The organism is Alistipes ihumii AP11, from assembly GCF_025144665.1.
Lineage (GTDB): Bacteria > Bacteroidota > Bacteroidia > Bacteroidales > Rikenellaceae > Alistipes_A > Alistipes_A ihumii.
In genome coordinates, this window is sequence record NZ_CP102294.1 from 1,707,388 (window position 1) to 1,731,816 (window position 24,429).

At 60.5% G+C, this 24,429-nt stretch carries 17 protein-coding genes; 8 read left to right on the plus strand and 9 right to left on the minus strand.

Annotated elements, in window-relative coordinates; genetic code table 11:
• Positions 1–486: 486 nt before the first annotated feature.
• The 4 genes from dnaX to NQ491_RS06950 all read left to right on the plus strand — a co-directional run bounded on the left by dnaX (position 487) and on the right by NQ491_RS06950 (position 6,803).
• A complete protein-coding gene (dnaX, locus tag NQ491_RS06935; RefSeq protein ID WP_074431124.1) occupies positions 487–2,550 on the plus strand; it encodes a DNA polymerase III subunit gamma/tau in 2,064 nt (687 codons plus the stop codon).
• 343 nt (positions 2,551–2,893) lie between these two features.
• Positions 2,894–4,186, plus strand: a complete 1,293-nt coding sequence (gene tyrS, locus NQ491_RS06940; protein ID WP_026089694.1) for a tyrosine--tRNA ligase — start codon at positions 2,894–2,896, stop codon at positions 4,184–4,186.
• Between the two features lie 11 nt (positions 4,187–4,197).
• Positions 4,198–5,235 carry an aspartate--ammonia ligase gene (gene asnA / locus NQ491_RS06945; RefSeq protein WP_019246207.1) on the plus strand — a complete coding sequence of 346 codons (1,038 nt, stop codon included), beginning with the start codon at positions 4,198–4,200 and terminating at the stop codon, positions 5,233–5,235.
• Between the two features lie 506 nt (positions 5,236–5,741).
• A complete protein-coding gene (locus tag NQ491_RS06950) occupies positions 5,742–6,803 on the plus strand; it encodes a winged helix DNA-binding domain-containing protein (protein ID WP_034283170.1) in 1,062 nt (353 codons plus the stop codon).
• Between the two features lie 366 nt (positions 6,804–7,169).
• On the opposite strand, the gene NQ491_RS06955 is transcribed toward NQ491_RS06950, so the two are convergent.
• From NQ491_RS06955 to NQ491_RS06980, 6 genes are all read right to left on the minus strand, one after another.
• Positions 7,170–8,540 carry a methyltransferase RsmF C-terminal domain-like protein gene (locus tag NQ491_RS06955; protein ID WP_019246210.1) on the minus strand — a complete coding sequence of 457 codons (1,371 nt, stop codon included), beginning with the start codon at positions 8,538–8,540 and terminating at the stop codon, positions 7,170–7,172.
• Complete coding sequence (locus NQ491_RS06960; RefSeq protein WP_019246211.1) at positions 8,540–9,151, minus strand: deoxynucleoside kinase; 612 nt, start codon at positions 9,149–9,151, stop codon at positions 8,540–8,542. Before NQ491_RS06960 ends, NQ491_RS06955 begins: the two co-directional genes overlap by 1 nt.
• Before the next feature lie 591 nt (positions 9,152–9,742).
• Complete coding sequence (locus tag NQ491_RS06965) at positions 9,743–10,918, minus strand: glycosyltransferase (protein ID WP_019246212.1); 1,176 nt, start codon at positions 10,916–10,918, stop codon at positions 9,743–9,745.
• Positions 10,915–12,438 (minus strand): GH3 auxin-responsive promoter family protein, encoded by a 1,524-nt coding sequence (locus NQ491_RS06970; protein ID WP_019246213.1) that lies wholly within the window; start codon positions 12,436–12,438, stop codon positions 10,915–10,917. Before NQ491_RS06970 ends, NQ491_RS06965 begins: the two co-directional genes overlap by 4 nt.
• A 49-nt stretch (positions 12,439–12,487) precedes the next feature.
• Positions 12,488–13,828 (minus strand): Trk system potassium transporter TrkA, encoded by a 1,341-nt coding sequence (gene trkA, locus NQ491_RS06975; protein WP_019246214.1) that lies wholly within the window; start codon positions 13,826–13,828, stop codon positions 12,488–12,490.
• The gene (locus tag NQ491_RS06980; protein ID WP_019246215.1) at positions 13,825–14,298 is read right to left on the minus strand and encodes a hypothetical protein; all 474 of its coding nucleotides are present in this window, start codon (positions 14,296–14,298) and stop codon (positions 13,825–13,827) included. The genes trkA and NQ491_RS06980 overlap by 4 nt, the downstream gene beginning before the upstream one ends.
• Before the next feature lie 140 nt (positions 14,299–14,438).
• Between NQ491_RS06980 and NQ491_RS06985 the strand changes: the two genes are divergently transcribed.
• Together NQ491_RS06985 and NQ491_RS06990 are read left to right on the plus strand one after the other, a co-directional pair.
• Positions 14,439–14,726: a hypothetical protein gene (locus NQ491_RS06985; RefSeq protein WP_019246216.1), complete on the plus strand. Its 288-nt coding sequence runs from the start codon at positions 14,439–14,441 to the stop codon at positions 14,724–14,726.
• Between the two features lie 428 nt (positions 14,727–15,154).
• A complete protein-coding gene (locus NQ491_RS06990) occupies positions 15,155–15,907 on the plus strand; it encodes a glycosyltransferase family 2 protein (RefSeq protein WP_019246217.1) in 753 nt (250 codons plus the stop codon).
• Between the two features lie 209 nt (positions 15,908–16,116).
• Here NQ491_RS06990 and NQ491_RS06995 read toward each other — a convergent pair whose 3' ends face one another.
• The 3 genes from NQ491_RS06995 to nifJ all read right to left on the minus strand — a co-directional run bounded on the left by NQ491_RS06995 (position 16,117) and on the right by nifJ (position 22,695).
• Positions 16,117–16,866 (minus strand): DUF6563 family protein, encoded by a 750-nt coding sequence (locus NQ491_RS06995; protein ID WP_019246218.1) that lies wholly within the window; start codon positions 16,864–16,866, stop codon positions 16,117–16,119.
• 255 nt (positions 16,867–17,121) lie between these two features.
• The gene (locus NQ491_RS07000; protein ID WP_019246219.1) at positions 17,122–18,387 is read right to left on the minus strand and encodes a DUF6563 family protein; all 1,266 of its coding nucleotides are present in this window, start codon (positions 18,385–18,387) and stop codon (positions 17,122–17,124) included.
• Between the two features lie 756 nt (positions 18,388–19,143).
• Positions 19,144–22,695, minus strand: coding sequence for a pyruvate:ferredoxin (flavodoxin) oxidoreductase (gene nifJ, locus NQ491_RS07005; protein WP_019246220.1), 3,552 nt, complete (start codon positions 22,693–22,695; stop codon positions 19,144–19,146).
• A 191-nt stretch (positions 22,696–22,886) separates the two neighbouring features.
• Here nifJ and mtgA point away from each other — a divergent pair, with 191 nt between their 5' ends.
• Together mtgA and NQ491_RS07015 are read left to right on the plus strand one after the other, a co-directional pair.
• Positions 22,887–23,606, plus strand: coding sequence for a monofunctional biosynthetic peptidoglycan transglycosylase (gene mtgA / locus NQ491_RS07010; RefSeq protein ID WP_232423201.1), 720 nt, complete (start codon positions 22,887–22,889; stop codon positions 23,604–23,606).
• 155 nt (positions 23,607–23,761) lie between these two features.
• Complete coding sequence (locus tag NQ491_RS07015) at positions 23,762–24,319, plus strand: serine O-acetyltransferase (protein ID WP_019246222.1); 558 nt, start codon at positions 23,762–23,764, stop codon at positions 24,317–24,319.
• Positions 24,320–24,429 lie beyond the last annotated feature (110 nt).

The window sequence follows — 24,429 nt, forward strand, 5'->3', positions numbered from 1 at the left end:
TGCAAATCGGCTGCCAGAGACGCTTATCGGGCAATTTGTCAGTTCGTTCGGACAGACCGGCGGCGCGCATGTGATGAATTGTCGCGGCGAAGCTGCCGGCCGGTGACGTCTTGGCAATCCGGATGACAGAATAGCACCCCGCGCATGCTTTCGGGAAGCGGCGTGCCGGGGCGTTCGGCGCGTAACGGCATGTCGGACGTGAGCATGCGTTTTTGATCTTTGGCGAATGCCGTTCGCTCCCAAATGCGTGTCGGTCCGGAACAAACCGCCGGTCCGGCGGAAGCCGAGGTGCGCTCGACGGCATCGCGCGGAATCGACGCAGCTTCCCGGTCCGTTGCGGCTATTGCGGCCTCGGCACATGGAGGTATCCGTCGTCCGGCCCTGTGTCTGGAGGAGGCGGAGGTGTCTTTGTTCCCTGTCCGGGATTTTTCGCGCCGCTTGCGGATTCCGTCCGAATTTGCGTATCTTTGTAAGATAAGAAAAGTCATGGATAATTTCATCGTTTCCGCCCGCAAGTACCGTCCCGCGACATTCGCGTCGGTCGTCGGGCAGTCGCATATCACATCGACGCTGCGCAACGCGATCGCGCGCCGGCAGTTGGCCCACGCTTACCTGTTCTGCGGTCCGCGCGGCGTCGGCAAAACGACCTGCGCGCGCATTTTCGCCAAGGCGATCAACTGCCTCGATCCGGCCGCCGACGGCGAGGCCTGCAACGAGTGCGAGTCGTGCCGGGCGTTCAACGAGGGCCGCTCGTTCAATATCCACGAGCTGGACGCCGCATCGAACAACTCGGTGGACGATATTCGTACGCTGACCGAACAGGTCCGTATCCCGCCGCAAATAGGCCGTTACAGCGTCTACATCATCGACGAGGTCCATATGCTTTCGCTTCAGGCCTTCAACGCTTTCCTCAAGACGCTCGAGGAGCCGCCCGCGCATGCCGTGTTCATTCTGGCGACGACCGAGAAGCACAAGATCATCCCGACGATTCTGTCCCGCTGCCAGATTTACGATTTCAACCGGATCCGTGTCGAGGACGGCGTGGGTTACCTGAAATACATCGCCTCGCAGGAGGGCGTTGCCTATGACGACGAATCGCTGCATATTATCGCTCAGAAAGCCGATGGAGGCATGCGCGACGCGCTGTCGATGTTCGACAAGGTCGTCTCGTTCTGCGGCCAGAGACTGACGGCTGCCGAAGTGGCCGCGACGCTGAACGTGCTCGATTACGATACCTACTTCGGCATGACTTCGCGGATTCTCGCGGGCGATTATCCCGCGGCGCTGATGATGTTCGACGAGGTATTGCGCAAAGGTTTTTCGGCCCAGACGTTCGCCGCCGGGCTGAACGGCCATTTCCGCGACCTGCTGATGTGCAAGAATCCCCAAACGCTGTCCCTGCTCGAGGTGACCGGCAGCGTGGCCGAACGCTACCGGTCGCAGGCCGCCGAGTGCCCCGTGCCTTTGCTGTTCGAGGGAATCGACCTGCTGACGGCCGTCGAACAGTCGCTGCGGACGGCCGTGAACCAGCGGCTTCGCGTCGAACTGAGTCTGATGAAACTCTGCGGGCTCGGTCAAAAAAAAAATGACGGCGCGCTGAGCCCGTCCCTGCCCGAACTTTCGTCGTCCCGCTCCGTTCCGACGGCTCCTGCCGCGCCGCCGAAGCCTTCGGCCGAGGGAATCGTTTCTCCGTCGGCTGTCTCTTCGACTTCCGTCGGAGAGGCTTCTTCCGGAACGATTCCGCCGGTTTCGCCTCCGCCGGCATCCGCGCCGGCGGAAACCGCGGCCCGTTCCGTTGCCGGACGCGGTCCTGTGTCCGGCGGGGCTCAGAGCCTTTCGGGTCAGATGCAGGGCGAACCCGTTTCCTTGTCTCGAAGCGAGAGCAGGATTGCCTCCGCCGGTTCCGTCCCTCCGGTGTCGGCTGCGCCGTCCGGACGACAAACTCCTGAGGTTGCGACGCCTGCTCCCGCACCGACTAATTCGCCTGTTTCCTCGCCGACCGTTTCTCCCGTTTCCGTCGCCGGCCGATTTTCCGGCGGTACGGCGGCTTCCGCTTCCGCCGGCCCGGAGCCTTCCGTTTCTCTGTCGGGCCGCTCGATCCTCTCTTTGCTCGGCAGCCGTCCGGACGACGATTCGCTCGCTTCCGACAACGGGCCGGACGAGCCGGACGGAGATGCCGAAGACGAGGTTGAGGAAAATATTTCGCCCGACAGGATCGAGAGAGGATGCGCGCTACTGACCGCCGAGCTGGCCAAGCAGCGGCCCCGCCTGAGCGTCGTGTTTCAGGATGCGTCGGTCGTCGGAGGAAAGGTGCTGCTCAAGGTGCCCAACGAGTCGCTTTACGACGAGGTGATGAACAACCTGACCGATATCCGCAAGCGGCTCGGCGAGCTTTCGGGCGTACGGACTCCGGTCGATTTCGAGGTCGTGATCGAGGCCAGCCGCGAGGGGCTCAAGCCGGTCAAGGTCGAGGACCGTCTGCGTTATCTCTCGCAAAAGAATCCGTTGATCGGCAAGTTGCGTCAGGCGCTCGACCTGGACATCGAGTAGCGTGCGGTTCAGCGCGCGCGAGCTCCCTGATAGCTTTCCGGCCGCATGACGTCCGGGGTATCCGGTATGGTCCGGAGCGGGGGTCTTTCGGTCTTTTTACCGTTCCGCGCTTTCCTCGTGCATTCCTGCCATGCGAGGGACCGGCCGGGTCTGTCCGGGCCGGTTACGACCTTTTCCGGCGAATGGTGCCGGACGGAGCGGACGCGACCCGGGGCTTCGGGCGTTCGATTTTCCCTATGATTTCCCGAAAATGATCAAATCTGCACGCCGGTAGGCTTTTCGCAGGAAATTGACTACCTTTGCCGTCGAATCCGTTAACCGTTCAAACGAAAATCGCAAGACGATGAATTTTGTTGAGGAACTCCGGTGGAGAGGCATGATTCACGACATCATGCCGGGCACCGAAGAACAGTTGGCCAAGGAGATGACGACCGCCTATGTCGGGATCGATCCGACGGCCGACTCGCTGCATATCGGGCATCTGGTCAGCGTGATGATCCTGAAGCATTTCCAGCGTTGCGGCCATAAGCCGATCTTTCTGGTCGGCGGAGCGACGGGCATGATCGGCGACCCTTCCGGCAAGTCGCTCGAGCGCAACCTGCTCGACGAGCAGACGTTGCGCCGCAATCAGGAGGGTATCCGCAGGCAGCTCGAGCGGCTGGTCGACTTCTCGTCCGACGAACCGAACGCGGCCGAGCTGGTCAATAACTACGACTGGATGAAGGAGTTCTCGTTTCTGGAGTTCATCCGCGATATCGGCAAGTGCATTACGGTCAATTACATGATGGCCAAAGACTCGGTCAAGAAGCGCTTCAACGGCGAGGGCGAGGGCATGTCGTTCACCGAGTTCACCTACCAGCTCGTTCAGGGGACCGACTTCCTGCATCTATACCAGCATAAGAACTGCAAGCTCCAGATGGGCGGGTCCGACCAGTGGGGCAACATCACGACCGGGACCGAGCTGATCCGCCGCAAGACGGGCGGCGAGGCTTTTGCGCTGACGTGCCCGCTGATCAAGAAGGCCGACGGCACGAAGTTCGGCAAGACCGAGTCGGGCAACGTCTGGCTCGATCCGCGCTATACGTCTCCGTACAAGTTCTACCAGTTCTGGCTCAACGTGAGCGATGAGGACGCCGAGCGCTACGTCAAGATATTCACGATGCTCGACCGCGAGACGATCGAGGGTCTCGTCGCCGCTCACCGCGAGGCGCCGCATCTGCGCGGATTGCAGAAGGCGCTGGCCCGCGAGGTGACTTGCATGGTGCACGGCGAGGAGGAGTACCGCCGGGCCGTCGAGGCTTCGGAAATCCTGTTCGGCGGCGCGACGGCCGAGGCGCTGCGCGGCATCGACGAGCAGACGTTCCTGCAGGTGTTCGAAGGCGTGCCCCGTTTCGAAATATCGCGCCCGCTGATCGAGGGGGGCGTCGGTTTTTTGGCCCTGTGTACCGAGCATGCCGCCGTCTTTCCGTCCAAAGGCGAGGCCCGCAAGCTGATTCAGGGCGGCGGCGTTTCGCTGAACAAGCGGAAGATCGCCGCCGTCGATTGCATGGTAGGCTCCGCCGATCTGTTATCGGGCCGGTACCTGCTCGTGCAGAAGGGCAAAAAGAACTATTACCTGATCGTCGTTACCGATTAACCCCCTGCGCCATGCCTCTTGTCAAGCCGGCGGGCTACCGCAACCTGCTCGACAACGTCGAGAATACCGAGAAGGCGATCAAGCTCGTCAAGGACATGTTCCAGCAGAACCTGTCGGCTCAGCTCGCGCTGCTGCGCGTGACCGCCCCGATGGTCGTGCTTTCCGGCACGGGTATCAACGACGATCTGAACAGCGTCGAGCGGCCCGTTTCGTTCCCTATCCGCGACATGGGCGAGCGCCGGGCCGAGGTGGTTCATTCGCTGGCCAAATGGAAGCGGCTGAAGCTCGCCGAGATGGCCGTCGCGCCGGGCCGGGGCATTTATACCGACATGAACGCGCTGCGGCCCGACGAGGAGCTCGACAACATTCACTCGCTTTACGTCGACCAGTGGGACTGGGAAAAGGTCATTACGCGCGAGCAGCGCACCGTCTCTTTCCTGAAGCAGACCGTCCGTCGGATTTACGAGGCGATCAAGGTGACCGAGAACCGGCTCTACGTCGAGTTCCCGCAGATCGTGCCGATGCTGCCCGAGGAGATTCGCTTCATTCACGCCCAACGGTTGCTCGACCTCTATCCCGACAAGACGCCGAAGGAGCGCGAGAACGAGATCGTCCGTCGCTACGGGGCCGTGTTCGTCATGGGCATCGGCGCTCCGCTGTCGGACGGACGGCCTCACGACGGCCGCGCGGCCGATTACGACGACTGGAGTACGCCGGGAGAGGACGGGTATCCGGGGCTGAACGGCGACATCCTGCTGTGGAACCCATTGCTCGAAAGCGCTTTCGAGGTGTCGAGCATGGGAATCCGGGTCGACGAGCGTTCGCTCGCCCGTCAGCTGGAACTGCGCGGGGAGCGCGACAAAGAGAGCCTCTATTTTCACCGGAAATTGCTTGCCGGCGAGCTGCCCTGCACGATCGGAGGCGGTATCGGGCAGTCGCGGCTGTGCATGTTCCTGCTTCGCAAGGCCCATATCGGCGAGATTCAGAGCAGTATCTGGCCCGAGTCGATGCGCCGCGAGTGCTCGGAAGCCGGCATCGAGCTGGTCTGACGCGGGACCGCGTTCCCGGCGGCCGTTTTCGGTGCGCCGGGCCGGGGCTTGCGGATGCGGATACGGCGGCCGGGCCTTGTTGCCGCTTTTTGTTCCCGACAGTATCCTACGCATGCGAAACGGTCCCGTGAGAACTGTCGGAAAATTCCGGGATCCGGCCTCGGATATTTTCAGGAGCCCGACTGGCTTTGATATGGCGGTTCATATCGAATAATGAGGAAATTCCCGTCTGTCGGTTTGTCGGCGGAACGGACGGTCCTCGGTGACGGTCGATCCGGCAAGCGGAAAGATCGATCCGGTTTCCCGTTTGTCCGGCCGATTCCGAAACGGGAACTTCTGCGATGATTCGGACGAGGAGTATCGACAACTACCTTATCCTTAGCGCTTTTTCTGCCGATTTCATAGCGGGATTTTTTCAGAATTCGGCCGCGCATGCATACATGATAAATTCGGCGAATCGGATGCCGTCGAAGATTCGTTTTCGAAACCGAGCAACCTTTCACGATATGGAAAATCGTTTGATCGCTGTCCGTCTGTCGGCCCAGCAGCTGTCCGATCCGCGCTTCGACGATCCGCGTGCGCTCGTGCGATGGATGGGAGCCGTTCAGGCACAGGACTACAAGGCGGTCCGCTGGGCTGTCGGAATCCGGTTGCGCACCGCCTCGCTGCGCGCCGTCGACCGGGCGCTGGAGCGGGGCGAGATTCTTCGGACGCATGTGATGCGGCCTACGTGGCATTTGGTTGCGGCCGAGGATATTCGATGGATGCTGCGGCTCTCGGCCCGGCGCATCCGGTCGGCCAACAGCTCGCTGGCCCGCAGCCGGGGACTGGGGATCGACGACGGAATGTACTCCCGCAGCAATCGCCTGATCGAAAAAATGTTGAGAGGAAACCTCTGCCTGACCAAGCGACAGATCGCCGACCGTTTCCAGGCGGCAGGCATTGCCGCCGACACGCATTTCATGACGCGCTACCTGATGCGGGCCGAGGCCGACGGGATCGTCTGCAGCGGTCCCGACCGGGCCGGGCAGTTCACCTATGCGCTGCTCGAGGAGCGGGTCGCGCCGGTTCCCGAGCTGACGCGCGACGAGTCGTTGGGCCGGTTGGCCCGCGCTTATTTTCGCAGCCACAGTCCGGCGACGGCGTCCGATTTCGCCTGGTGGTCGGGCTTGTCCGCATCGGACGTTCGCGCGGCGATCGGATCGATTCGGGACGAGTTGGAAACGCTGCGGCTCGGGGATCGGGAGCGGTTGATACATCGCTCTTGGACGGATTTTCCCGCTCCGGCCCCGGCGTTGCACCTGCTGCCTCCCTACGACGAGTACCTGATCGGTTACCGCGACCGCGAACCGGTACTTCGGGCCGAGCACGCTCCGGCGGCGCATAACCGGTGGGGGATTTTCTATCCTGTCGTTCTTGCGGCCGGCCGGGTGGCCGGAAACTGGTCCGCGGCTCGCCGGGAGGGACGGCCGATAGCCGAAGTCTCGTTTTTCGATTCGTTCGGACCTGCCGATCCGGCGCTTGTCGAACAGGCCGTCGGGCGCTATCGGGCATTCTTTGAACGGTGATTGCGTTCATTCCGGACTCGTTTTACATTTTTCGGCTTCGATTTTCCGTTATGGCGAAAGAAAAATCCGTTTTCGTATTGCGACGACCGGTTTCCCGTTTCGTTTCCCCGGTTCCGGCCTGCCCGTTGCGGGGGGCGGTCGGTATCCGGCGCGGCGGATTCCCGGGCCTTCGGATTTTCAAGAACGCGGTAAGTGCCTTGCGATGTCCGTTTCCCGGAAGCTCTTCGAAAGAAAAGAGATTTGAAAAGCCGGTACGATAGCGTACCGGAGCGTTCAAACGGGCCGTATGGCCGGGATTCCCCGTATTCGGTACCTGAAACTGCGTAAGAGCGTATTCTCCGAACTGCCGAAATCGTCGGTGCGGAATCAGAGCGTCGCGATGCGCAGTTCCTTCGGGTAAAGATTGTTCGACCGGTTCCCGATTCGCTTGATCCATCCGAGCGTCAGGCCGTCGCAGGCGATCCGGTTGATCCCCTCGCTCAGCAGAGTCGGGTCGGTCTCTCTTTTGCGCAGATAGTCGAGCGCCTGCTCTCGGTCGAGAACGGCGGTCGGAGCGGCTTCGGGGTTCAGGTCGTGGAACATGGCCAGCGCGTGGTCCGGCTTCAGCCGGCCTCCGAAAAGCTGACCCATCCGAATGCCCGAGCGGACGACGGGCAGATTCTCCGCGATTTCCCGGACGGCTGCGAAAGCGCGTCCGTAATAACCGTAAACCGTGTCGTCGACCGTTGCGAAGCGCATGAGTTCGGGCTGTCCCACCCAACGCGCGACCTCCCGCACCGACGATTTCGGCAGTTCGGAGAATATGCTCTTACGCGGTTTCGGGACCTGCAGGCGCCGTCTGCCGTCGGCTTTGCGCACGACGGCAGCGAAAAAGCCCTCGCCGCGTGTCCGGTGCGGATAGAAGCGGAATGTGCCGATGCCGTCCGTCTCTCCTCGCTCGATGCCCCACTCCGGAGCCGTCCCGACGTCGATCGTCCCTTCGCAGTCGTATTGCGAGGCGAGCCAGCGGACGTTCTGCTCGTTCTCGGCCGGGTTGAACGTGCAGGTGCTGTATATCAGCGCGCCTCCGGGACGGAGCGCGTCCCATGCCTCACCCAGAATGCGCCGTTGCCGGGCCGCGCACAGCTCGGCTCCCGATTCGCTCCATTGCCGTCTCGACTCGCGGTCCTTGCGGAACATGCCCTCGCCCGAGCAGGGCGCGTCGACCAGAATCAGGTCGAAGTAGTGCCCGAACGGAGCGAAACGGGCCGGATCGGCGCTCGTTACGACGACATTCCCGATCCCCCACCGCCGGACGTTGTCGGACAGGACCGCCGCCCGGGCGCGGACCGGCTCGTTCGCGACGATCAGGCTCTCGGGACCGGCCAGGCTCGAAAGAAGCGTCGTCTTGCCTCCGGGAGCCGCGCACAGGTCGAGTATCCGCAAAGGCGCTCCGGAGTCGGCTACGGCACCGAAAACAGCCTCCAGAAACATCGAGCTCGCCTCCTGCACGTAGTAAGCTCCGCCGTGCAGCGACGGGTCGAGCGTAAATGAGGGCCGCTCGGGCAGATAAAAGCCGTACCGGCTCCACGGGACAGGCTCGAGAGCAGGCTTCGATGCCGTTTTGTAAGGATTGTACCGGACACTGACGACCGGGTCTCCGTCCAGCGCGTCGAGCAGCAGGCGAGCCTGCCGCGTTCCGAGCTGTTCCTCGATCCGACGCGCGAACGCTTCGGGGAAAAAGGATTCGCCGTCCATTACAGGCCCGACTTTTTCAAAGACTCGATCCGTCCCACGACATCGTCCAGCGACGACGGGTCGTCGACGAAATCGACGCGGTCGACGTCGATGGTTATCACCTCGCCCCGGTAGATTCGGCTGATCCATTCGTCGTACTTGCGGTTGAGCCGCTCGAGGTATTCCTCCTGTATGCTCATTTCGTAGGCTCTCCCCCGCTTCTTGATCTGCGACACGAGCGTCGGCACGCTCGCCTTCAGATAGATCAGCAGATCGGGCGCCTGCGTGAGCCCGGTCGCCAGATCGAAAATCTTCATGTAGGTGTCGAAATCGCGCGTCGACATCAGGCCCGTTTCGTGCAGGTTCGTCGCAAAGATATGGGCGTCCTCGTAAATCGTGCGGTCCTGAATCAGGTCGCTGCCCGTCGACAGGATTTCGGTAGCCTGCCGGATGCGCTGGCCGAGAAAGTAAATCTGCAGGTTGAACGACCAGCGGTTCATATCGTCGTAGAAATCGCCGATATAGGGATTGTCGCTCTCCTCGAAATAGGCTTTGGCGCCCGTCCTCTGAGACAGGATGCCCGTGAGCGAGGTCTTCCCGCTTCCGATATTTCCGGCTATGGCGATATACATGTCGATAGTTTTTGGACCCGCCCGGCGAAAAGCGATCGCCGCGACGGATAGGGTGAATACAAATTTAGCGCTTTTTCCGGATAATATCAATTCGGGTCTTTCCGGCCTATTGTCCGAACCGTTCGTCCGGCGTTTTGCGGAGCGTTCGGGGCGCCCGTTTCCGTCCGCTTCGCAGAAAGCGCACCGGCGATTCCCGTCTTGAAAAAGAGCAAGTTCCGGAGTATGGCCCGATACGGGATTCCATGCAGTCTTCCCGCTTTCCGATGACTGTCCGATCGGCATTTCGTCCGACGGGCAATTGTGTGGCCGTGTCTGCCGGCAGCGGGCGTCTCGGTTACGGCTTGCGCGAACGGTTTGTTTCGGAGAGGCGGCCGCCTCCGTTTTTTCCCCGGGTCCGGCGTAAGGTCGTTCCCGTCGGAGAGGTAACCCGGGAAGCATCGTTCCGACCGGGACGGAACGGGCGTTTTCGGGCCGCCCGATCCGAGCGCGGATTCGTGCCGGCGACATGCCAAGACGACGCGGACGCCTTTGTGCGGCGTTCGCTTCTTTCGATTGTCCGTTTGGCTGGCGGGCGGAAGATACGGATGATGCTCAGCGGTTCGCTTCGTTCTTTCCCGCTTCGATCCGTCCGTAAAGCGTTCCGAGGTTTTCGACCATCCGCTCCCATGTGAATCGCTTCTTGTACTCGCGGATATTCGTGCGGAAACGTTCCAAAAGCCCGTCGCTGAAAAAACGGCCGATCGCTTCCGCGATCGCCTCCGCGTCGGGCCGGACGACCAGACCGGTCTCGCCGTCGGGAACGATCTCGCCCAAACCTCCGACATCCGTGACCAGAGTCGGCACGTCGAACCAGTAGGCGATCTGCGTGACTCCGCTCTGCGTCGCGCTGCGGTAAGGCTGAACGATCAGGTCGCTGGCCGAAAACAGTTTGCCCACTTCGTCCTCGGCGATGAAACGATCCATCATCACCAGGCTGTCGCGGATGCCGAGCCGGTCGATCTGTTCGGCATAGCGCTCGCGGCCGCTGTAATACTCTCCGGCTACGATCAGCTTGTGCCGCCCGTCGAGCCCTCCGCGACGGCGGAGCAGGGCCCATGCGTCGAGCAGCAGGTCGAGTCCCTTGTAGTCGCGTATGTAGCCGAAGAACATCGCGTAGCGGCACGACGGGTCGAGTCCCAGTTCGCCGCACGCCTGTTCTCGGGGCAGAGGATCGCCGTAGCCTGTATACATCGGATGGGGCGAGAAGACCGACGGTTTGGTGCGGTCGAAGAGGTCGAGCTGGGCCCGTATCTCGCGCGACATGTAGACGAAGCCGTCGAGCGAGCCGGTCATGTAGCGCGTCAGCAGCCGGTCCATCGGGCGGCTCTCGTGCGGGAGCACGTTGTCCATGATCCCCACCGTCCGGGTGCCTCCGCGCCGGGCGATCCGGCAGACGGTTCCCAGCGCCGGGGCCATCTGAGGAATCCAGTAGCGGACGATCAGCAGGTCGGGCTGCTCGCGCCGGATGCGCAGGCCGGTACGGATCCAGTTCAGCGGATTCACCGAGTTCAGCACGCGCGTGATGTCGAGCCCTTCCGGGGCGGGCGCGTCGGTAAACTGGCTCTTGCCCGGAAACAGGAAGGACGGGTATTGCAGCGTGAACGTATAGAGCCGGCAGGGTATTCCCGCCCGGTTCAGCGTGCGGGCCAGCAGATGGTCGAAGTCGGCCAGTCCTCCCCGGTACGGGTGGGCGGGGCCGAGCAGCACGGCATTCGTCGGTCTTTTCATTTCGGGTCGTTTGAACGTTCGTCGGCGGTCAGTTGGTCGATGTAGGTACGGTCGTTGAACAGGCGGGGAACCTTGTTCTGCCCGCCCGCCTTGCCGCGGCTTTTCATCCAGCGGTAGAACGTGCCCGGCGGCACGACGGTCAGCGTCGGGCGCATCAGCGTCGTATCCTTGAAGCGCTTGGCCTCGTAGTCGGAGTTGACGCTTTGCAGCGCGCGGTCCAGCGTGTCGGTGAAGCGCTCCGCATCGTCGGGCGGCGTGTCGAATTCGACGACCCACTGATGCGATCCTTTGCTTCGTCCGTTCATGTAGACGGGGCCGGCCGTGTAGTCGCTGATGCGCGCGCCGGTCGCGTCGCAGGCGGCCTTGAGCGCCGTTTCGGCGTTATCGACGATGACCTCCTCGCCGAAGGCGTTGATATAGTGGCGCGTGCGCCCGGTGATCCGGATCTTGTACGGAGCGAGCGACGTGAACTCGACCGTGTCGCCGATCTGGTAGCGCCACAGGCCGTTGCAGGTCGTGATGATCATCGCGTAGTTGATCCCCTTGGCGACCCCCTCGAGCGGCACTGCCCGGGACGGATCGTCCAGATCGCGCACCGGCAGGAACTCGTAGTACACGCCGTAGTCGAGCATCAGCAGCAGGTCGTCCGACGCCGGATCGTTCTGTATGGCGAAGAAGCCCTCCGATGCGTTGTAGGTTTCCATGTATTTCATCCTGTCGGACGGAATGAGCTGCCGGTACTGCTCCCGGTAGGGCTTGAAGTTCATGCCGCCGTGCGTGAACAGCTCCAGGCGGGGCCACACTTCGAGCAGGTTGCTTTTGCCCGTAAATTCGAGCACCTTGCGCAGCATGACCAGATTCCACGACGGAACCCCGGCGAAAGCCGTTACGTTCTGTCCGACCGTCTCGCGGCAAATCGCCTCGACTTTCTTCTCGAAATCGGGAATCAGCGCCGTCTCGGGCTTCGGAACGCGCATCCGGCCGGCCAGCCGGGGCGTGTTTTCGATCAGAATGGCCGACAGGTCGCCTTCCTGAGCGCGGCCTCCGGTCGTTTCGAGACGCCGGCTGCCTCCGAGCGTCAGCGTTTTGCCCGAGAATACGTCCGTGTCGGGCCATAGCGAGCCGGTCAGGCAGACGATGTCGAGCGGGCCCCGCATGTGGCATCCGCGCAATCCTTCGCGGCTCACCGGGATAAACTTGCTCTTGGCCGAGGTCGTGCCCGACGATTTGGCGAACCAGCGGACCTCGCCGGGCCAGCAGACGTCCGCTTCGCCCCGGCGCATCCGCTCGATGTACGGCGTGAAACCGTCGTAGTCGGTTACCGGTACCCGCGAGGCGAATTGCTCCGCGGTCCGGATCGCGTGAAAGCCGTGCTCCGTGCCGAAAAGCGTCGGAGCGGCCCGGTCCAGCAGCCGGCGGAGCTGTCTCTGCTGCACCTGAGCCGGATGCTTCATAAAGCGGTCGATCTCGCGCAGGCGGGGAGCGGAGAGTAAGCGGATCAGTCGTGTCTTGAGCGCCATAGGCTTGTCGTGTTACGGCCGGGGCCTTCGGGGCGAAGGTTCCGGGAAACTAATTGAAGAATTTTCCGATTTTCGAAATGGCCGACGGGAGCGAGAAGACGACGACCCGGTCGTAGGCGTTGATCTCGGTATTGCCTACGGCGATGAACGTCCTGTCGCCGCGTACGATGCCGCCGATCGTCGCGTCGTGCGGGAAGTTCAGGTCGCGTATCTTGACTTTCGTGGCCGGCGAGTTGGGCTTGACGATGAATTCGAGCACCTCGGCGTCGCAGCCCGTCAGGCACTTGATCGCCTGTACGTCGGTCGACATCGTGAAGCGGAAGATGTTGCTCGCCGTGATCAGCTTCTTGTTGACGATCGTGTCGATGCCCATGCTCTCGGCCAGGTTGATGAAGTTCAGGTTCTCGACCTCGGCGATCACTTTCTTCACGCCGAGCCGTTTGGCCAGCATCGCGGCCAGAATGTTCGTCTCGGCGCGGCCCGTCACGGCCACGAAGGCGTCCATATTGCTCAGTCCCTCTTCGATCATCGCTTCGGTATTGCGCCCGTCTTCGTTGATAATCAGTGTTTTTTCGAGCTGCTCGGCCAGTTTGTAGGCCTTTTCGGGCGTATAGTCGACCAGCTTGATATTGACTTCGTCCTGCAGTTCGGCCGCCACGCGCGCGCCGATGCGGCTGCCGCCCAGAATCATCATGTTCTTGATGTCGATATTGGCCTTGCCCGAGAATACCATGACGTCTTTGACCGCATGCTGGTTCGCGATCACGTAGATGTTGTCGCCGACCTTGAACTGGTCGCTGCCGCGCGGGATGATCGTTTCTCCGTCGCGCGAGATGGCGACCGTGCGGTAGGGCTGCGACTCGCGGTCGTCGGTAATTTCGAGCAGCGTCTTGTTGACCAGCGGCGACGAGGCGTCGATCTTGAACACGACGAGCGACAGCTTGCCGCCCGAGAAGTCGACGTATTCGGTCGTGCTCGTGTGGCCGAGCAGGTTGATCACCTCGTCGGCCGCCACCTGCTCGGGGTAGAACAGGTAGTCGATGCCCATGTCGATGAACATCTCCTTGTTGTTCGGTTCCAGATACTCGTTGTTGTCGATCCGGGCGATCGACTTACGCGCGCCGAGCTGCTTGGCCAGTATGGCCGAGATGATGTTCGACGTCTCCTCGGGCCGCACGGCGATGAACAGATCCGCCTTGCGTACCGAGGCTTTCTTCAGTACCGAGAACGTCGTGCAGTCTCCCTCGATGACGATTACGTCGGCCATGCCGGCGATCGACTCGAGCCGCTTGGGGTCGTCGTCCACGACCGTGATGTCGTGATATTCCCCGCTCAGCATCTTGGCCAGATGGCTGCCCACCTCGCCCGCTCCGGCAATTACGATTTTCATGTCTTGTACGTTAGTTTTCGTTTTCGGAAACCGGCATGCGCTCCCTCTCCCATGCAGGCGATCCGGACCGGAAGATCGGGCCGCTCGCTCGCCGCGCGGTCCGGCGACGCGCCTTGTATCCGCCACGCGGCAAGCCGGCTTTCCGCGCCGATGTCGGAACTTCCCGCGCAGGCAGGCCGTTTTGCCGTTTTTTTCTCAAAAACCGAACCCGACTTGCGGTTCCGCTCGTCGTATCCGGCCGCTTGTTCGGCCGGACGAGGATTCGACGGCGCGCGGTTCGGCACGGCCGTTTCGGGCAACTGCAGCCCGGGTCGCTTCCCTTCGGCGCTTATGCTGCCGGAGCCGGGCTTGCGGTTCCGTTTCCCGGCGATCGGGACGGCGGAATCGTTCGCTACGGCGGCATAGGCGCAGAGTACGCACAACGCGGTGGCCGGCGGAACCGCCCGGGCGAGTTTTGTCGTCTTTTCCATTTTGTGACCGTAACGGAGTGAAAATCCGATTCACAAATATAAGATAAAATCTCTTTTCGTGACCGCCGGCGGAATATCGTTGGCTTTACCGGAATTTTGTACGAAATTTGCGAAAAACCTTTGTAAACCGCAAATCGACCATGTCATCGGGCTGGCTCATATTTCTGATCGCCGTCGGGGTCGTCGCCTTTTTCGTTGTAGGGATGTCTCTGACGATTATTTTCAAGGGACATTACATGGAGTCCGAGATCGGCGAGAACCGGCACATGAAAGCGCGCGGCATCCGTTGCGCTTCGCAGCAACTGCGCGAGGAGGAGGCCGCGTTGCGCGGCGATTCCTCGGCGGACGACGGGGCGTGCTCCGGCGGAAGCTGCTTGTCCTGCACGGCCGCTTCCTGCGACGGGCCCGAGCGAGGCGCCTCCCGGTAGGGCGTCTCCCTGCCCGGTCAGGCAACCGTTTTGCTCCGTCGGTCGTTTCCCTGTCTTTTCGTCGGATATTTCTTGAGGGGGCGGCAAGTCCCTGCCCGGTCGTTTCCGTATTTGCGCCGGCATCCGTTTTTTATGAAGCTTGCAGGCCGGGTCGTCGGATGCGGAGCGCGGACCGAGTCGTCGCAACGTTCGGAAAGCTACGAAGACATCCCCGCTGACCAGACTCGGGGCAGGCTTTTGAAGACAAAGCGCCGAGGCCGCAGGCCGGACCGGGTGTTCCGGCGGGAAGCGCCGGGGGCTGCGGGCCGGGACCGCCTTTTATCGTCGCGTTGTGGCCGGGGCCGTTCCTGCGTCCGGATCTTTGTTCCGGAAAGAGGATTTTTGAAGGATTTTTACTACTATTGTACTTTCCTAAATACCCGGCTTCTATGAAGATTTCCGTTGTCGTCAATACGTTCAATTCGGAGCGTTTTCTGGATCGGTGCCTGAGCTCGGTCGACGGTTTCGACGAGATCGTGCTATGCGATATGCACAGCACCGATTCCACAATCTCGATCGCCGAACGTCACGGTTGCCGGATCGTCTATCACGAGCGGACCGGCTTTGTCGAGCCGGCGCGCAACTATGCGATTTCGCAGGCCGCCAACGAGTGGGTGCTCGTGCTCGATTCGGACGAGGTGATCCCCGCCGCGCTGAAAGACTATCTCTATCGCTTTGCCGAGACGGCCGAGGCCCGGGGATACGCGGCGCTCAAAATGGCGCGGAAGAACTACTTCATGGGCCGTTTCATGCACGGCGACTACCCCGACTATATCATCCGTCTGATCCGCCGTTCGAAGACTTTCTGGCCCGAACGGATTCATGCCCGTCCGGTCATCGAGGGCCGTGTCTTCACGATTCCCGCCCGTCGCCGTGAGCTGGCTATGGAGCACCTGGCCAACGAAAGCGTCGCCGCGCGGATCGCCAAGACGAATCAGTATACCGACAAGGAGATGATTCGCCGTGAGGGGCAGGATTTCTCGGTCGGCTCGGCCTGGCTCAAGTGCACATGGCGCTTCGTGCGCTTTTACATGGTCAAAGGCGGTTTCCGCGATGGCAAGGCAGGATTCGCCTATGCCGTGCTGAACGCATTCTATAAGTTCGCCACGGTCGCCAAGCTGTGGGAAAGGAAAGCCGGATAGGAATGGGCCGGTTCCCGTATGTCTTTACAGGAGTTTCTGCGCTTTGCCATGATGATACGAAGGACCGGGTTTCCCGATTTCGTCGAATCGTACGATCCGGTTCGGACGGCGCGGTGAAGGGATTTGCCGATACGGTCCGGGGTGCGGATGACAGCGATTTCCTAAAACGGGGGTGGGTATTCCGGTTTGCCTTCCCGATAGGAAGGCGTTTATTTCGTTTTCATTCGTTGTCCGCTACCTGTTGTAGTCCGTTTCGTTTTGGTTTCGGCGCCTGTCCGGTCGTTCGCATGGTTGCGGCTATTGTAACCGGAACCTGTCTTGCGGGGAACGGATTTCAGCAATTCCGGTTTTTCCCGTTCCAAATATTCGATGAAATAATCCTCGCGTGTTCCCCTCTTGTTCGGTTTTGGCTCGGCCAGATAATTCTCATATAAATCGGGATATTTCTCCAGCAGATCGTACAGGCAACCGCTGTCGAGAAGCCTGAATTCGCCGGTTTGCAGATTCCAGTAGCAACAATAGGGCTTTGCCAACCCGGAGGCCATCATACTGGCGAGAAAACCTCCGAAAAATCCGCCTCCGATACCTCCCTCTATTCCTACGTACAGCATGTGATTAGCCGGCCATGTCCAAAAAAATATCCGATCGCCGAATCGCTCGACCCGTCGGAACCGATTGCTCGGTTTTCCTATGCTTGTCGTCGAAAGATTAGCGTATAAGGAGTCTTCGAAGACAAGAAGATGGAGCTCGTTCGTTTTCAGTTTGTCGCGCAGTTCGTTGTCGGATAAGCCGGTTTTGTTTATGGAAACGAACAGTTGTCGTATCTTCGGGCTCGACCGGGGAAGCGTGTCGAAGCGTCCGTTCAGATAATCGTCGGCCGTGGCGAAGAACCGGACGGACTGCGCGTCGGCGGTCCGGCATGCCGTAAGGCAAAGTATCAGTACGATGAGCTTTTTCATAACGTTTCGTGTGGTATGTCGCTTCTGCGATTTCCGCTTCGGAAGCCCGTCCCCCTCGATTGTCGGTCCGTTCGCTCGACCGTTCGGGGAGCCTTTGCGCACGGGTGGCCGGCTCGTCCTCGTCAGATGCTTGGAAGCAATAATGGCTGTGGGCGGAATACGGCATGCCGAGGCAGGGGTTATTTGATCTCAGTCCCTTTTCCGAAAAGACTGTTTCTCGAAAAGATCGCCCGGGCTTCGGTTGCCGGACGAAAATCAAGGCCGTCCGCTCGTCCGTCCGAGATAGGCGTCGAAATAACCGTCGAGCGTTTCTTTCCTGTTCGGCTCCGGTTCGGCCAGGTAGTTCTCGTATAGGTCGGGATATTCCTCCAGCAGGTCGTACAGGCAGCCGCTGTCGAGCGCCCGGACTTCGCCGGTCCGCAGGTCCATATGGAACCAGTAAGGCAAATTCTCGTCCGGCAGTTCGTTCGACGCCGTGCCGTTTTCGGCGCGAATCGTCTCTTCGGGCAGCTTGGCCAAGTAGCTGGGTATCAACCGGCAGAATATCCTGTCGCCGATACGCTGTCCCGGAGCATAGCCCGAGCCGCGGGCCGGAAAGCGGCGACAGTTGACATAGAGCGAGTCGTTCCGTTCGATGAGTAACGTTTTGTTTTTCAGTTTGGCGATCAGGTCGAAGTCCTCGGTCACCGGTACGGGCCAGAGCAAAAGGCTCCGCACGTCGCGCGTATGCAGACTTTCGAACGGTTCGAAGCGAATGTCCGGAGCGATCTCGCCGCGCTTACACAGATAGTCTTCGGCCGTCGCATAAATGACCGAAAAATCGGTCATGGAGGGAATTGAGTCTTCCGTATGGCCGGCCGTTGCGATCGGCCGCTCAGGTATCGGAAGTTCCGGCTCGCCCCGGAGCTTCCGATACCTGTAAAGGTTCAGATAATCGTCTATCGTCGCACGGGATTCGGGCTCCTGCAGGCTCAGATAGCTTTTCAGCAGGTCCGGATAGCCGCCGATAATTCGGGTCATGACCTCGCGGTCGATCAGTTCTACTTTTCCGGTTTGCAGGTCCAAGCAAAAGTAGGGTACTTTATCCCGCTGTCTGTCGTAAGAGGCTGCGGCTCCTGCCAAGCCGAACATGGCCCAGTTGAAACCGACCGTAATTTTCTGTTCATTAGAAAAATTCCGAAATAATATGTATTCGCCAACCCGTTCTGCCGGAATACATTCAAAGGGACTGCTTCGAATTATCTTGTCATTCAAATAGGTCAGGCTCACGTAGAGCGTATCGCCGACGACGGCGAACACCGTTTCCTTGAGCGTTTTTTTCGTTTCCCGGTCCGTGCAGGCGAGCTTGTATCCGAAGCGTCCGAATACGGCTTCGTCGACGGGCGGTTTCAGATACAGGTCGGGCACGGTTTCGTACCGGTCGTTCCGGTAGTCGTCCAGGCTTCGGTAGATTTTGCCGCCTTGCGCCGCACTGCGTTGGGCGAGGCACAGCAACGCGAGCAGAAGAAGCAGATGTTTCATGATGCGGTATTTTAGGTTTCGGGTTCGTGTTTTCGGATGCCGTCAGGCAGGGACGGGTGCGGCCCGCCGGGACCGGACCCTCCGTCCGAGTCGGACGGCTCGATCTCTCCGGGTGCTTTGTCGCGTATCGGTACAGCGGCAGGATTTCCCCGTCGTTTCGGAAGCTTTCCGCCCGCTGCGTGCGGTCGGGACCGCCGTACTCCGTTCCGCGACTCTTCCGGGGGCGGGCGACCGGTCCGCCCCCGGAACGCAATTCGGACTGCGGAGCCGCTGCGAACCGGGTCCGGACTCGAGAGTCGGGATAACGGAAAGTATGGATGTCCGGGTCATAGGGGACGGGTAATGAATATGCGTTGGGGTCGATTCGGTTCCATAAATATATGTCTTTTAATCGACTGGTGCAATGAACCGGCAAAAAAATTCCGCTTGGCGCGGGCCGCCTGTCTTTTGGTCGGTTCGGCAAGACGGGAATCCCGTCCGGCGGTCGCCCGCTCCGGACTTCGGGGCCGGAGCTTCCGGTCGTGTCACGTTGGGATTCAAAATTTTTATGTTGCAGTATGATTCGGGTGGAGAATACGTTCCCTGAGAACGCTCTCGGACGACGGAATCGGTTGTATGGGAGGAAAACCGGCTGACGTGTCGGTCTCCGGGAGCGCGATCGGCGGGAATCCGGAGAGACCGTTTCCTCCGCCGGAAACGAAACCGGGGCGCGTCGTTTTCGGACGCGCCCCGGCAGGAATAAAATCGTCGTTCGGACTACTTCTCCTCGACCGTATCCGAGTAGTCCATCGCGGCGTAGCGCTTGTAAGTCTCGTAGCGCCACTGCGCGTTCTTTTCCGAAGCGGCGAACAGCTCTTTGGCCTCGTCGGGGAACGACTTGAGCAGGGAAGTGTAGCGTACTTCGCTGTGGATGAACTGCTGGAACTTGCTCCAGTCGGGCTCTTTCGAGTCGAGCGAGAACGGATTCTTGCCCTGAGCCTCCAGTGCCGGATTGAAGCGCCACAAGTGCCAGTAACCGCATTCGACGGCTTCCTTCTCGGTCAGCTGGGATTTGCCCATGCCGCCCTTGATGCCGTGATTGATACACGGAGCGTAGGCGATGATCAGCGACGGACCGTCATAAGCCTCGGCCTCCTTGATCGCGTTGAGGTACTGGTTGTGGTTGGCCCCCATCGCCACCTGTGCGACGTAGACGTAGCCGTAGGTCATTGCCATTGCGCCGAGATCTTTCTTGCGGACGCGCTTGCCGGCCGATGCGAACTTGGCGACCGCGCCGATCGGCGTGCTCTTGGACGACTGTCCGCCCGTATTCGAGTAGACCTCCGTATCCAGTACGAGGATATTGACATTCATCCCCGATGCGATCACATGGTCCAGACCGCCGAAACCGATGTCGTACGCCCAGCCGTCGCCTCCGAAGATCCAAGTCGATTTTTTGATCAGGTAGTGCTTCATTGCGAGGATCTGCTTGCAGACGTCGCAACCGCAGGCTTCCATCATCGGGATCAGGCGGGATGCTACCTCCTTGGTCGCCTCGGCGTCGTTCATCTTGTCGAGCCATTCCCGCATTACGCCTTTCAGCTCGTCGGAACATCCGGTATTGCCTTCGATGGCTTCCTTCATCAGCACGATCAGTCGTTCGCGCAGTTTCTCGATGCCGACGTGAATGCCCAAGCCGAACTCGGCGTTGTCCTCGAACAGCGAGTTGGCCCATGCCGGCCCGAAGCCTTTCTCGTTGGCGCAGTAGGGCGACGAGGGAGCCGATCCGCCGTAGATCGACGAGCAGCCCGTCGCGTTGGCGATCACCATGCGGTCGCCGTAGAGCTGCGTGATCGCCTTGATGTATGGCGTTTCGCCGCAGCCGGCGCACGCTCCGGAGAACTCGAACAGCGGCCGGGAGAACTGGCTGTTCTTGACGGTTTTCGTTTTGTCGACCACGGTATCCTTGTAGCCGACCTGGTTGTGCATGTATTCCCAGCGCTCGGCCTCGCCCTTGTCGAGCTGGCTTTCGAGCGGCTTCATCAGCAGAGCCTTGGTCGGGGCCGGGCAGACGTTCGCGCAGTTGCCGCAGCCCGTACAGTCGAGCGGCGATACCTGAATCTTGAACCGATAGGCTTTCGTCGCTCCGACGCCTTGTTTGGTTTCGGTGCCTGCCGGCGCGGCGGCGGCTTCCTCCTCGGTGAGCAGGAACGGACGGATCGCGGCATGCGGGCAGACGTAGGCGCATTGGTTGCACTGGATACAGTTCTCGGCCTGCCATTCGGGAACGTTCACCGCGACACCCCGCTTCTCGTATTGCGAAGTGCCGGCGTCCCACGTACCGTCCTCACGGCCGTCGAACGCGCTGACGGGCAGGTCGTCGCCCCGCAGGGCCTCGATCGGCTCGACGATGTTGCGGACGAATTCCGGCACGTCGCGTCCGACGGCCGGAGCCGGGTTCAGCGAGGCCCACTGCTGCGGGACTTCCACCTTGGTTACGTCGCCGCCCTTTTCGACGGCGGCGTAGTTCATGTTGACGATCTCTTCGCCCTTCTTGCCGTAGGACTTGTAGATCGCCTTCTTCATCTCTTCCTTGGCCGTCTCGTACGGAATCACGCCGGTCACCTTGAAGAAAGCGCTCTGCATGATCGTATTGGTCCGGCTGCCGAGTCCGATCTCGGCGGCGATCTTCGTCGCGTTGATGATGTAGAAGTTGATATGGTGCTCGGCCATATATTTCTTCATCGCATCGGGCAGATGCTCCTTGGTCGTCTCGGCGTCCCACACGCTGTTGAGCAGGAACGTGCCTCCGTCCTTGAGCCCCTTGAGCAGGTCGTACTTGCCCAGATACGACGGAACGTGGCAGGCCACGAAGTCGGGCGTGTTGACCAGATAGGGCGAGCGGATCGGCTTGTCGCCGAAGCGCAAGTGCGAGGCCGTGTAGCCGCCCGACTTCTTCGAGTCGTACGCGAAGTAGGCCTGGCAGTATTTGTCGGTCGTGTTGCCGATGATCTTGATCGAGTTCTTGTTGGCGCCCACCGTGCCGTCGGCGCCCAAGCCGATGAAGCGGGCCTCGAACGTGCCGGCGTTGTCGAGATGCAGCTCCGGTCCTACGGGCAGAGAGGTGAAAGTCACGTCGTCGACGATGCCCACCGTGAAGTGGTCCTTCGGCTCGTTGGCCTTCAGGTTCTCGTAGACGGCCAGCATCTGGGCCGGGGTCGTGTCCTTCGACGAAAGGCCGTAGCGTCCGCCGACGATCAGCGGAGCGTTTTCGCGGCCGTAGAATACCTCCTTGATATCCAGATACAGCGGCTCGCCGTTGGCTCCGGGTTCTTTCGTGCGGTCGAGCACGCAGATTCTCTTGACCGAAGCGGGCAGCACGTCGAACAGGTACTTCGGCGAGAACGGACGGTAGAGGTGAACGGTGACGAGACCTGCCTTTTCGCCCTTGCTGCGCATGTAATCGATCGTTTCCTTGATCGTTTCGTTCACGGAGCCCATGGCTACGATGACGTTTTCGGCATCCGGGTCGCCGTAGTAGGTGAACGGCTTGTACTCGCGTCCGGTGATCGCGCTGATCTGCTTCATCGCGTCGGCCACCATGTCGGGTATGGCGTTGTAGAACTTGTTCGAGGCCTCGCGGGTCTGGAAGTAGATGTCGGAGTTCTGAGCCGTGCCGCGCGTGACGGGGTTCTCCGGATTGAGCGCGCGCTTGCGGAAAGCGTCCAGCGCTTTACGGTCGAGCAGGCCAGCGAGCGCTTGCTCGTCGATCATCTCGATTTTCTGAATTTCGTGCGAGGTGCGGAATCCGTCGAAGAAGTGCAGGAACGGAACGCGCGAGCGGATCGCCACCAGATGGGCGACGCCGGCCAGGTCCATCACTTCCTGTACGCTGCTCGTCGCCAGCATGGCGAAACCGGTCTGGCGGGTGGCCATCACGTCCTGATGGTCGCCGAAGATCGACAGCGACTGCGCGGCCAGTGCGCGGGCCGAAACGTGGAACACGCCCGGCAGCAGCTCGCCGGATATCTTGTACATGTTCGGAATCATCAGCAGCAGTCCCTGCGAGGCCGTGAACGTCGTAGTCAGCGCGCCGCTCTGCAGCGAGCCGTGCACCGCTCCGGCGGCTCCGGCCTCCGACTGCATTTCGACAACCTTGACCGTTTCGCCGAAAATGTTCTTGCGGCCGCTGGCCGCCCACTCGTCGACGTACTCCGCCATGGTGGACGACGGTGTGATCGGATAGATCGCAGCCACTTCGCTGAACATGTATGCGATGTGGGCCGCCGCGTAGTTTCCGTCACAAGTAATGAATTTTTTCTGTGCCATCTTCGTAAGTAAGATTTTGGAAATTCCTATTGATTTTTCCCTTCGCTCAATTTTGCGCAAATATACGGCGATTATTTTAAAACGGGTAATTTTCCACTTTTTTCATTATGATTTGTCAAAATTTATATTATTTTTGCCCGCCGACCGGAAGGGGTGCAGCAATGATGCCGGCCCTCGTACGGGAAGGACGATTGACTGGTTTCGCTATGCGCTATCTGGGCCGTTTGGTGGCATATCTGGCCGTTTTTTTCATCACGTTCTCGCTCGGCTACACGCTGTTGTTGCGGTGGGTTCCGGTGACGCTCACGCCGCTCAAGGCGATCCGTCTGGCGGAGCATCTGCCCGAGGAGGGGCTTCGGGTGCGCTCGAACTGGGTTCCGCTGCGGAAGGTGGCCATGCCGATGGTGCGCGCCGTGATCGCCACCGAGGACAACCATTTCCTCTCGCACCGGGGATTCGACTGGGACGCGATCGACCGGGCGCTCGACGAGAACCGCGAGGGAAAGCGGCTGCGGGGCGGCAGTACGATCTCGCAGCAGACGGCCAAGAACGTGTTTTGCCTGCCTGCCCGCACATGGCTGCGCAAAGGGGTCGAGGCGTGGTTCACCGTACTGATCGAGACTTTCTGGAGCAAGCGGCGGATCATGGAGGTTTATCTGAATGTCATAGAAACGGGCCGCAACATGTACGGAGTCGAGGCTCCGGCCCGCGGCGTGTACGGCAAGACTGCCGCCGAGCTGAACGCCTACGAGGCCTCGATGATAGCGACCGTACTGCCCAATCCGCTCCGCCGCGACATGGCCGCTCCGTCGGGCTACATGGTGCGCCGGGCTGCCCAGGTCCGCTCGCTGATGGGCAAGCTCGGTCCGATCGAATTCGACCGTCCCGAAGGTGGAAAAGATAAGGACTGAGTGCCAGTCCGGGACGCTCGTCCCGTTTTGAGATCCCGTTCCGTCCGTATCCTGAATGTTTTTTTCTCGACTTGCGGAGCGTTATCCGTGAAATTTTCGTATATTTATTTCGAGAATTGCCGTCTCTGAATCGAATCCTAATTATTCCGACCGTTATGATTTTATCCAAATCCGATTTGCAGCGATATCTGGAGCTCGACCGCCGCGCTTTGGGAATCCGGCGGGCCAAGCGGCCGCCCCTGACCGGCTACCGGGTCTGGAAATTCCAAGTGGCCTTGCGCAAGCACGAGTATTACGCGAATACCGGCCGTTCGCTTTTCGGCCGGATTATGAAAAAGTTCTGGGGCGCCGTACATGAAATTTACGGCGTCCGGCTCGGCTTTTCTATTCCGATCAACGTATTCGGTCCCGGATTGCGGATCAACCATTACGGTCTGATCGTCGTCAATCCGAAGGCGCGCGTCGGCGCCTTTTGCGACATTCATCAGGGCGTCAATATCGGGGAGGGTTTCGGGAAAGACGATGTCCCCGAGATAGGCGATCATGTCTATATCGGCCCAGGAGCCAAGATTTACGGCCGGATCCGGATTGCCGACCGGACCGCCGTCGGCGCCAATGCCGTCGTGAACAGGTCGTTCGAGCGGCCCGACACGACGATCGCCGGCGTTCCGGCCCGGCAGGTGGCCGACAGAGGCAATCCGTACGAGCACTGATCGCCGTCTGGGTATTTCAGCCGTGTTTCGATGCCGTGGCTGTTCGACCGTTTTTTGTTCAGGATAAAGTTTTTATGAAGCGGGATATCGGAATCTGATGTCCGTCCGTT